9 protein-coding genes and 1 tRNA gene are annotated in these 9719 nt (G+C 54.1%); 5 read left to right on the top strand and 5 right to left on the bottom strand.

The window, feature by feature from the left end:
* Positions 1-322: 322 nt before the first annotated feature.
* A complete protein-coding gene (locus tag NP596_RS02465; protein WP_256613624.1) occupies positions 323-1126 on the bottom strand; it encodes an arylamine N-acetyltransferase family protein in 804 nt (267 codons plus the stop codon).
* Positions 1127-1383: 257 nt separating this feature from the next.
* On the opposite strand from NP596_RS02465, the gene NP596_RS02460 reads away from it, so the two are divergent.
* Positions 1384-1902, top strand: coding sequence for a 3'-5' exonuclease (locus NP596_RS02460; RefSeq protein ID WP_256613623.1), 519 nt, complete (start codon positions 1384-1386; stop codon positions 1900-1902).
* Between the two features lie 356 nt (positions 1903-2258).
* Positions 2259-3392 carry a hypothetical protein gene (locus NP596_RS02455; RefSeq protein ID WP_256613622.1) on the top strand — a complete coding sequence of 378 codons (1134 nt, stop codon included), beginning with the start codon at positions 2259-2261 and terminating at the stop codon, positions 3390-3392.
* A 207-nt stretch (positions 3393-3599) separates the two neighbouring features.
* On the opposite strand, the gene NP596_RS02450 is transcribed toward NP596_RS02455, so the two are convergent.
* Positions 3600-4283 carry a class I SAM-dependent methyltransferase gene (locus tag NP596_RS02450; protein WP_256613621.1) on the bottom strand — a complete coding sequence of 228 codons (684 nt, stop codon included), beginning with the start codon at positions 4281-4283 and terminating at the stop codon, positions 3600-3602.
* A 72-nt stretch (positions 4284-4355) separates the two neighbouring features.
* Here NP596_RS02450 and NP596_RS02445 point away from each other — a divergent pair.
* Positions 4356-4432 (top strand) — tRNA-Asp (locus tag NP596_RS02445).
* Between the two features lie 143 nt (positions 4433-4575).
* On the top strand, positions 4576-5004 hold the full coding sequence (locus NP596_RS02440; RefSeq protein WP_256613620.1) for an Hsp20/alpha crystallin family protein: 429 nt from the start codon (positions 4576-4578) through the stop codon (positions 5002-5004).
* Between the two features lie 47 nt (positions 5005-5051).
* Here NP596_RS02440 and NP596_RS02435 read toward each other — a convergent pair whose 3' ends face one another.
* Complete coding sequence (locus NP596_RS02435; RefSeq protein WP_256613619.1) at positions 5052-5546, bottom strand: NUDIX hydrolase; 495 nt, start codon at positions 5544-5546, stop codon at positions 5052-5054.
* A gap of 69 nt (positions 5547-5615) precedes the next feature.
* Here NP596_RS02435 and NP596_RS02430 point away from each other — a divergent pair, with 69 nt between their 5' ends.
* Complete coding sequence (locus NP596_RS02430) at positions 5616-6245, top strand: TetR/AcrR family transcriptional regulator (RefSeq protein ID WP_256613618.1); 630 nt, start codon at positions 5616-5618, stop codon at positions 6243-6245.
* Here the strand turns inward: NP596_RS02430 and lplT are convergent.
* Together lplT and NP596_RS02420 are read right to left on the bottom strand one after the other, a co-directional pair.
* Entirely contained in the window at positions 6187-7359 is a 1173-nt protein-coding gene (lplT, locus tag NP596_RS02425) for a lysophospholipid transporter LplT (RefSeq protein ID WP_256613617.1), read from the bottom strand. The two genes, NP596_RS02430 and lplT, sit on opposite strands and share 59 nt — an antisense overlap.
* 6 nt (positions 7360-7365) lie before the next feature.
* Positions 7366-9519, bottom strand: a complete 2154-nt coding sequence (locus NP596_RS02420) for an AMP-binding protein (RefSeq protein WP_256613616.1) — start codon at positions 9517-9519, stop codon at positions 7366-7368.
* Positions 9520-9719 lie beyond the last annotated feature (200 nt).

The following is a 9719-nucleotide window of genomic DNA, read 5'->3' as shown; positions in this document are numbered from 1 at the left end:
GTTTAGTCATTTTGAAAACCTCGCCGGGCTGTATTGGGTTTCGGATAGGGTGTCCGTTCTCGTAATATAACAAGCCCTAGCCTGAATACGCGATTCATTTAATCCGCTCGCGGCAGCCGCGCCGGTAACGCCGGTGGCTTAAAGCCGGGCAAACCCATTATGTGCCGCCTCAACCGAAATTGTCCGGCCGGCGGGACGCCGCTTCAAACTTCATTCGCTGACCGGTTCCGCGAAGCGTAGTCAGGCCGCTTGAGCCGGGTTAGCGTGGATTTGATCGCGCTTAGTCAGCGTGCCGCGCTTGCGGGGCTGTCGAACGGGCCGCTTATGCCAATCCCAAATGTCCGGCTATAGCGGCTAATTCAGCGTCGTTAATGGCGACGCCAAAGTCGTTGCGCACCAGGTCGCCCAAATGTTCGGCGGTTTCTACGGTGATGTCGGTTTGCACGCCGGCATTGAATTCGCTGAAGGTTTGATTGTACAGATGAATCCGGCCTCGCGCGGTATTGCGGCACAGCAGCAGATTTTGGGATAGCGGCGATTGATCCCATGTAGAGCAGAGTATATTCGCGGCATCCAAGTCGCAACGACGCACTGCCGCCCTGTCAAAACTGTATAAGGCAAACCAGTCGCCGTCCCGGCGTATTTCCAACACGCGTTCGCCGCTATGGGGCTCGTACCGGATGCGATAGCTATCGTGGTGTTGCTGTTGTTCGTTTTCGAATTCAAGCCGAAGCGGCAAGCGGGCGGAAGGGCCGCCAAACCCGGCATCCACCAACCATGATTCGCCATCGGCTTCGGCGATAAAGGCCAAATGGTGGCGCGGTCCGCCTTCGCGGTGGCCCATGCGCACCCTGGCCATGATGGGGTGATAGTCGAAACCCAGTTCATCCAGTGCCAATGCCAATAATCCATTCAATTCGAAACAGTAGCCGCCACGGCCTTGCTTCAGCACTTTTTCGACCACGGCCGGCGTTTCCAGATTAGGCAAAACACCCAGCAACGGATCGATATTTTCAAAGGCAATGGCGTTGAGCTGCGCCTGTTGCAAGCGTGCCAGGCCGGCGGCCGTCGATTCGGGTTGGCTAAGGCCGATACGCGTTAAATAATCGTCTATCCGGAATGTCATGCTATAAATCCAATTATGCGGAAACAATGATCGATGGGTTTGCCTAGGGTTATCGCCTGGCGGTATTTTCACGAGGCTATTATTGGCATATTCAGGCAAACCCGCAACAGCCGCCGGATCTCCGTTGCGCTGCCGGTTACCGTGAGTTGTTCGGCCGCATCGGCGGCTTTAAAATATTTGCTCCTTAATCGCGGCTCGTCAAATTCGCGATTTGAGCTAGGCTTAGCAGGTTGTCAATTTGTTCAAGGATGTTTGATTTGCAGAACTTTAGACCTAATGTTATCGATTTCGAAGCGTCCGGTTTTGGCGAGGATAGTTACCCGATAGAGGTCGGTGCGGTTTTAGCCAACGGCGACAAATACTGCGCGTTGATCAAGCCCGCCAGCCGCTGGCTTTTTTGGGACGAGCAGGCCGAGCAGGTCCATGGCCTGAGCCGCGAGTTGCTGTACGAACACGGCAAACCGATTCAGGTGGTGGCAGCCGAACTGAATGCGTTTCTGGCTGGCAGGGTCGTATACAGCGACGGCTGGGTGGTGGATAAACCCTGGCTGTCCCGCCTGTCTTACGATGCCGGTATTGAACCCAGCTTTTACCTGAGCCCCTTGGAACTGATTCTGAAGGAAGAGCAAATGGAAATCTGGAGCCAAATCAAGCGCGAGGTGATCGATAGCTTGGCGTTGCAGCGCCACCGAGCCAGCAGCGACGCGTTAATCGTGCAGGAAACGTTTGCCCGAACCAAACAGCTGACTTCTCTCGAAGCTTCCTCGCTTGTTTAGCCGACTGAATTGTTTCTCGCCGACATAGCGCGTTTATAAATAGCGGGTAAATCGTTCGTTAGACATCCCTTTGTAGAGGCTGTCGTAAAAGCCAAAATGTAGGTTGGGTTAGCGTAGCGTAACCCAACAAAATCAAAACGTTGGGCTTCATTGCAATCGGCCCGACCTAGCTTTTACGACAACCTCTTGTATTGGGCGGGCAAAAAACCGAAGATTAGCGGCAATTCTTAAATTTTATCCGTTAGTCGCAACCGGTGCCGCGCGTCGGTTGAAGTTTTTTGGAATTTCAATAGCATGAGAAATTAGAAGCGGCTTACTAAGCCGACGGAAATAACATAATAATAAATAGGTTCCCGATGGATGCTATCGACATAATTGACCGGGTATACGCCTCCGGCAGTCGCCCAGTCACCGATATCAGTGGATTGATTCAGTCGTTGAATCGCTGGTTTTTGCAATGGCCGGATTACAATTTTCTACACCCTTGCCTGATCGACGGCCAGCCCGCGCTGGTTTGCCGGCGAGATTTGAGCCTTATCGAGCCTAAGGTTTTTACCGAGTTAAAAAGTATTGCCGATCGGCATGGGGTTTATTTAAAAGAGGACGGTCGCGGCAAGGATAACCGGAGCGTTGGACATAACCGGCGGCGTAATACCTGTTTGGTGTTGACGTTTTGCGTGATTGTTTTAGCCGCTTCGAGGCCTGTGAAGGCTGGCGATTTATATATGCCAAGCCATTTGCCGGCGGCAATGGCCGGCCCCGCAAAAATGCCGAATAGCGGCCTACAAGCTATTTCCACGGCAGCGGACGACGGCTCGCCGGTTATTAAATTGCGGCAAGCCCGCGCGCCATCCGCCGAGCAGGTGCTGGCGTCCTACCGCGAACATGTCCAAACCGGCAGTCCCAATGAAATTTTACGCGCTAAAATCGCGGATTTTTTGAAAAGTACATATCAAGCCCGGCCCGGCGACCCGGAATTTATTACCGGGGACCTGGAATCAATAGCGGATTACTATGCCCGCTATCCCGCGATTTCGGACTTAATCGATGAATTGCGCGAGCATAAAATTGTGTTGAATTATCAGCAGGATACTTGGCAGGCACAGGCATGGGGTAACCAATATGCCGTGGATAGTGTCAGTATCCGGTTTGACACTCGGCTGGGCGCCCAATTGGTCAATGCTCCCGGGTGTGAAAATAACCCTGCTTGCGGAATCTCGCCGGCCGATGCGCTATTGCACGAATTACTGCATGCTAAATTAATGCTGGTGGATAATCAGCATTTCCTTGAAAAAAATGGCATGGGGCAAAACTTTTATCCGTTCGAACACGAATACGAGGTGATTGAGGCCGAAAATCAGTTATACAACACCATGAACGAGCAGGATGGTCTGATGCGGCCCATGCGTCACCGCCATAGCGGTACCTTAATGCAAGTGAGTTGCCCGGCCTGCGCTCCGGGCCAGAAAATGACTTCCGCGGAGTTTTGAACATCAGCAATGAGCGTGGGTTAACCTTCCGGGATTTGAATGAAAAACGGGTCGAAACAAACCGGCATGCCGGAAATATTTTGGTTTGGGTTAGCGGAGGATATGGATTTTTACCGCGCTGAGTTGGGGTTGCCGTAAAAGCTAGGCCGAAAACATCCGCTTCCGCTATCGCGCCATCGAATTTATTCCGGCCTGCCATTTGGCTTTTTACCGCCGCCTCGTGCCGGGCAGAGGCGGCGATGCCGACAAGGCTTGAGCCGTAAAAATGATCGCATCCTTGCCGACGATTTCCAGCCGGCATTGATAGCTTGCCGCCAGCCATGCCAAAGTGTCTTCCGAAAAAAAGCTGATATGGGTCGGGTCGTTTTTGTAATGCCAGCGGCTGAAAGCGTCGGCGTTTATCACCAGTTTGGTCATGATGCCCAAATGGCCGTTGGGTTTCAGCAAGCCGAACAGGCGCTGAAATTCCTGCCGCGGCCGGCGAAAATGTTCCACCACTTCGGTACAGGTGACAAAGTCGTACCGGCTTTGCAGCGTCTCGGGCCGGTTGGCATAGAAAGGATCGAAAGTGCGCATGGCGTGGCCCTGTTCGCTAAACATTTTGGCCAGCAAGGGGCCGGGGCCGCAGCCGTAATCCAGGCCGCTGGCCCGGGCAGGCAGCCTGCTTAACAATGGCTCGGCCAGGCGCGATAAAAATTGCCGGTAGCCCGAGTCATCCATTCGGTTTTGGTGGTCGTCGTAAACGGCTTTTTCGGCATCGGCGGACAGATGCTGCCTGGGCGGGACAAACACCAGCCGGCAGTGCCGGCAGCGCAAATAGTCGCGGTGTTTATCCGCGAAAAAACTAACGGTATCGGCGGAGAGGCAAAGCGGGCAGGGCGTAATTGGCATGAATTTTGGCAAATTTAATGATTAAGCTTGACGGTATGGGGTTTTGCTGTAGAATGCGCGGCTTCCAACTGCGGAGCGGTAGTTCAGTTGGTTAGAATACCGGCCTGTCACGCCGGGGGTCGCGGGTTCGAGCCCCGTCCGCTCCGCCATTTCCATTTTGGGTTTTGCAAGTTTTTTAAGCGGCTGCCGATTGTGGCCAATCGGTATGTTCGGCCTTGAAATTCCAACTTCTACCTCCATAATCTTCCTGCGATCAAATAAAATTTTTAACTCAACGCAGAGGAGAAATGTCATGGCCAATTTAAGTCCATTTGTCAGTCGCGGTTTGTTTGATGAGTTGTTTCGCGACGTTAACCCCGGTTATTTTATCAAGCCTTTACACGGCGATGCGCTGCCGACCCAAATTAAGGTCGATATCAAGGAAAATCCCAGCGAATTTATCGTCGAGGCGGAAATTCCCGGCACCAGCAAAGAGAATATCCACGTCAACATAGACGGCAATGTCGTCAGTATCCGCGCCGAAATCAGTCAGGTGGACAGCCAAACCAAAGACGATAAACTGCTGCGCAGCGAACGTTATTATGGCGAGGTGTCCCGCAGTTTCCAACTGCCGGTCGATATAGACGACAGCACCAGTAAGGCCCGCTATGAAAACGGTGTGCTGACGCTGAATCTGCTGAAAAAACAAAAACAAGCCGGCCAACGCATGACTATCGAATAGCGCCGTTGAACGGGGTGTCCGCTGATTACCGGATACCCCGTTTGCCCTTATAAACTTCGATAATGCCGCCAAATAATCCTGAAGGTTTCGGTCAGCTCGGCATCGTTCCTATCGACGCGTTCGTCCACCTCGTCCCGGTTCAGCCAGCGCAGTTCGTCTATTTCATCGACGGCAAACGCAAAAGGCCCGTTGTTGACGCATTCGTAAACCTGGATAAACTCCATGCCCAATTCGGGGGTGGGCTCCAGTTTGAACAGGGCCGTCAAGGCGGCGCTGACGCCGAGTTCTTCCGTTAGCTCCCTGGGCGCGCATGCGGCGTAGTTTTCGCCTTGATCGACATGGCCCGCCGCCGAGGTATCCCACAAGCCTTTATTAAGGTCTTTTTTCAGAGAGCGTTTCTGTAACAATAACTGGCCGCTATCGTTAAAAACCAGAATATGCACGGCCCGGTGACGTAGGGACAAGGCGTGAATTTCGCGGCGTGGGCGGTGGGCTATGATGCGGTCAAGCTCGTCGACGACGGCAAGCAGTTCATTTGGCATTTTGGGTATCGATTCCGGCTCAAAGGTCGTGTATGGTATCGCTTTTCGAATGCACCTCGCAGAGCAAATATGGCCAGAAGAAGTGAACACACTCAAGAACAAATCCGGGAAATGGTGTTGGATGCGGCCGAAAGCATCGTCATAGAAGAGGGTTTCCATGCCTTGACAGTCCGGAAAGTGGCGATGGAAATCGGCTATACGGTGGGTAGTATCTACATGGTGTTTGCCAACATGGAAGATGTGATCATGCATGTTAAAGGCAGGGCCTTGGACGAGTTAGCCGAACAGTTACGACAACTTGAGCCTTGCGACTCCGCCGAGGAGCAAATTCTGGCCTTGGCCAATGTCTATTTAGAATTCGCCCACCGGCATTTCAACCGCTGGCGGATGATTTTCGAAGCTATTAAGGATGCGCCGGTGCCCGAATGGTATCAGCAAAAAACCCGCGAGATGTTTTTGATAGTGGAAGCGCCGTTTCGACAACTGTTGCCGGACCCGTCCGAGGCGGAACAGGGGCATATGGCGGCCCAGGCTTTATGGAGCGGGGTGCACGGGGCCTGCGTGCTATCGTTGAACGGCAGCTTGGGCAGAGTCGGCGCGGAAAACGCCCAAGCAACCGTGGGTTTGCTGGTAAAAAATTTTATTGCGGGGTGGAGGCAGTCGCTGCTTCCGGCAAACGCAGTACCACCCAAAAAGTAGCCGCGAACAGCAAGCCTCCCAAGCCCAGCAGCGCCGCAACCGGGCCGACTTGCTGGGAAGCCGCCAAGGTATACGAACCCACCGACAGCAGCATCGCCACGTTTTGAAAGAAGTTTTGCATGGCGACCGCGCCGCCGCTGCCTATGCTTTGTTGTCCCAATTCCTGCAGGGCGGCGTTAATCGGCACGATAAACATGCCGCCGGCCGTGCCCATCAATAACAGCACCGCGCGTGCCGACCAGATGTCATGAGTAAAGCTCAGTCCTACGATCATCAAAGCCATTGCATAGGCCGGGATGCGCGCCCGGCGCAAATGTTCCAGCGGTATCAAATGCGGCACCAGGGCCGAACCGACGATAATGCCGATCGCCAAAAACAGCGTCAGGTTGGCGATGTCGCTGGCATTGTGCGACAGCAACACCGCCGGCGCCCAGGCAATGATGATGACCCGCACGCAAGCGGCCGCCGCCCAGAATAACGAAGCGCCCAAAACCGCAAAACGCGAGCGCGGGGTGGCTAAAAAGCTCCGCACTTCCCGGTAAAACAGTACGATTTTGGAACCCGCCACCGGTGCGCGGCTGATCTTGGCGGGTAAAAACAAGGTTGTGGCGGCGGAGATCAGAAATAAGGCCACGGTGCCGGCCAGCGCCCAGGTAGTGGAATAATCGGCGACTTTTGCCCCCACCACCATGCCGGTCAGAATGGCCAGAATCGTCGAGCCTTCTATCCAGCTATTGGCCTTGACCAAGCCGTCGTGGCCGGCCAGTTCCGGCAAAATGCCGTATTTGGCCGGGCTGTACAGGGCGGCGCCGGCGCCGACCAGACAGTAGGCAATCAAAGGTTCCACTTTCAACAATAATAAGCCCGCGCCGGCGGCCTTGATCAGATTGGCGATAATCAACACCCGCGATTTGGCGTGATTATCGGCAAAGGTGCCCACCCAGGGCGCCAATAGCACGAAGGATACCAAAAACGAACTTTGCAGCGCCGGGATATACCAGCCGGCCGGCTGTGCGGTTTGCATGACCAGGGCTATCACGGTAAACAAAATCGCATTGTCGGCAAAGGCGGACAAAAATTGGGCAATCAGCAGGGGATAAATATGTTTGCTCATACTGATTTACGCCTCGGCGTTGATAAGCGTATCCGCCAATTGGGTCGCGGAAATGTAGTCGGTTTTGCCGGTGGGTAATACCGGGATCTTATCCAGCACCAGGACTTTTTTCGGCAGGGTGATAGCCGCGATGCCGGGCGAGGCGTCCGCCAATTGCTTGGGCGTGGCGGCGGCTTGGGTGGTCAATAAAATGACTTGTTCGCCTTTTTTGGCATCCGGCAGACTGACCGCGGCATGTTGCGCGCTGGGCCAAGCGTGGCTGGCCAGTTGCTCCACCGCCGTCAGGGAAACCATTTCGCCGCTGACTTTGGCAAACCGCTTGCTGCGGCCCTGAATATGGATAAAGCCGTCTTCGTCGACATTAACGATGTCGCCGGTGTCGTACCAGCCTTCGCCGTACAGCGAGCAGGGCGGTACCAGCACACCCGGATTATCCGGCAATAAATAACCTTTCATGATGTTGGGGCCGGCTACGTGCAATTTGCCGCCGTGTTCGATGCCCGGCACCGGTTCCAGCTTGTACAGCATGTCCGGCATGAAGCGGCCAACCGTGCCGGCCTTGTAGTCCATCGGGGTGTTGACCGATGTCACCGGCGCGGTTTCGGTGGCGCCGTAGCCTTCCAGTACCCGGATGCCGAACTTGTCCAGCCACATCGAACGGGTGCTTTCCTGCAGTTTTTCCGCGCCGGCCACCACGTAACGCATGCTGAAAAAATCGTAAGGGTGGGCTTTTTTAGCGTAAGCCGCCAGAAAGGTATTGGTGCCGAACATGATGGTGGCGCCCACTTCGTAGGCCATTTCCGGCACCACGGCAAAATGCAGCGGCGAGGGGTAGAAGAAGGCGGTCATGCCGTTCAATACGGGGAGCAGCGTACCGACCGTAAAGCCGAAGGAATGAAACATCGGCAGAAAATTCAGTACCACGTCGGTGGGGTTGAAGTCTATGCGCGCCTTGATTTGTTGGTGATTGGCAATGATATTGGCGTGGGACAACACCACGCCCTTGGGGGCGCCTTCCGAGCCGGAGGTAAACAGCACCACGGCGGCGTCATCGGCATCGTAGGCGTGGCTTTTATACCAATAGTCGGCGGTTTTGGCCTGGAGCAAGGCCACGAATTTGTCGGCGGCGGTTAGCGATGCCGCCAAATCCTCCAGATATACCAACTTGACATGCTGGGACAATGCCTCCGCTTCGTGTTCCAGATGCGCCAGTTCGATGAATTTTCGCGAACTCAACACAATCTTGACTTTGCCGGTCGCGCAAGCCGAGGCCATGCCGGCCGAGCCGATGGAATAATTCAGCATGGCCGGCACCCGTTTAGTCAGTTGCAGGCCCAAAATGACGCTCAGGGTTTTGGTGGAGTTGGGCAGCAGAACGCCGACATTTTCGTCTGCTACCGTCAGCGGTTTAACCAGTTTGCCCAAAATGATGCTACGGGTGATCAAAGCATCGTAACTGAGCGGCTGGCGTTCCAAATCTTCGGCCATCGTATGCTTGCCGCCATGAATTTTGCGGGCCTCCAGTAGCGCGGAGAAAACGGTTTGCCGGTACTGGCTGGTGGCAAACATCATTTCGGTCATGATGTCGGACAGTATGTGACCGCTGTGTTTGCGTCTGGCCTTGCCGGTGAATTCGCCGTGGGTGTCGATACGGGTAGGCGGCAGAATGTGAATGGTAATCGGCGGAAACCAACGCAAGCGGACGATGTTTTTAAGCCTGGACAGCGGCGTATACTGCGCCCCGTCGATGCGTACCGGCAAGATCGTCGCCCCGGATTTGTCCGCCACCATGCCGGTGCCGTCGTAAATTTTCATCAACGATCCGGTCACCGTGATGCGGCCTTCCGGAAAAATCACGGTCTTGGTGTCGTTTTGCAGGTGATGAATCAGGGCTTTCAGCGATAACGGATGGGTGGGGTCCATCGGAAACACCTTGGACAAGCGCAGGAAAGGCCTTAACCACCAGCGTTGCGATATTTGGGTATTGATCGCAAAGGTAATGTCGTCCGGTAAAAACACCCCAAGCAATAACGGGTCCAGAAACGAGGTGTGATTGGCCACAATCAACACCCGGTCGCCGGCTTGACGGTAATTTTCCAAGCCGATGACCTTGACCCGGTATAGCAATGAAAGTAGCCAGTGTAGAAAAATTTTTAACATAGTATGCCTCCTGGGGGCGCATCTTAGCAGACGGATTACAAGTTGCAGGAGATACTGTAAAGTAAAATTAAACATAGTTCAATTAGTAGATTGATTTTCGACCGTCTATCTATGTTTATGCTTTATTGGAGTCGTCTTGAGGGAAGGAAGATTGAAAGAGACGCAAGTCCTTGCGTCTCTTGTGGGTCAGCAATAAGGTC

The sequence above is a fragment of the Methylomonas rivi genome (assembly GCF_024505165.1).
Taxonomy (GTDB): Bacteria; Pseudomonadota; Gammaproteobacteria; order Methylococcales; family Methylomonadaceae; genus Methylomonas; species Methylomonas rivi.
The sequence above is the reverse complement of the archived record's forward strand: the minus strand, read 5'-3'. Positions and strand labels throughout refer to the sequence as shown.

Excerpts from the sequence above, each read along its gene's own strand:
- NP596_RS02465 (WP_256613624.1), bottom strand. The coding sequence starts at position 1,126 with ATGACATTCCGGATAGACGATTATTTAACGCGTATCGGCCTTAGCCAA.
- NP596_RS02455 (WP_256613622.1), top strand. The coding sequence starts at position 2,259 with ATGGATGCTATCGACATAATTGACCGGGTATACGCCTCCGGCAGTCGC.
- NP596_RS02450 (WP_256613621.1), bottom strand. The coding sequence starts at position 4,283 with ATGCCAATTACGCCCTGCCCGCTTTGCCTCTCCGCCGATACCGTTAGT.
- NP596_RS02440 (WP_256613620.1), top strand. The coding sequence starts at position 4,576 with ATGGCCAATTTAAGTCCATTTGTCAGTCGCGGTTTGTTTGATGAGTTG.
- NP596_RS02435 (WP_256613619.1), bottom strand. The coding sequence starts at position 5,546 with ATGCCAAATGAACTGCTTGCCGTCGTCGACGAGCTTGACCGCATCATA.
- NP596_RS02430 (WP_256613618.1), top strand. The coding sequence starts at position 5,616 with ATGGCCAGAAGAAGTGAACACACTCAAGAACAAATCCGGGAAATGGTG.
- lplT (WP_256613617.1), bottom strand. The coding sequence starts at position 7,359 with ATGAGCAAACATATTTATCCCCTGCTGATTGCCCAATTTTTGTCCGCC.
- NP596_RS02420 (WP_256613616.1), bottom strand. The coding sequence starts at position 9,519 with ATGTTAAAAATTTTTCTACACTGGCTACTTTCATTGCTATACCGGGTC.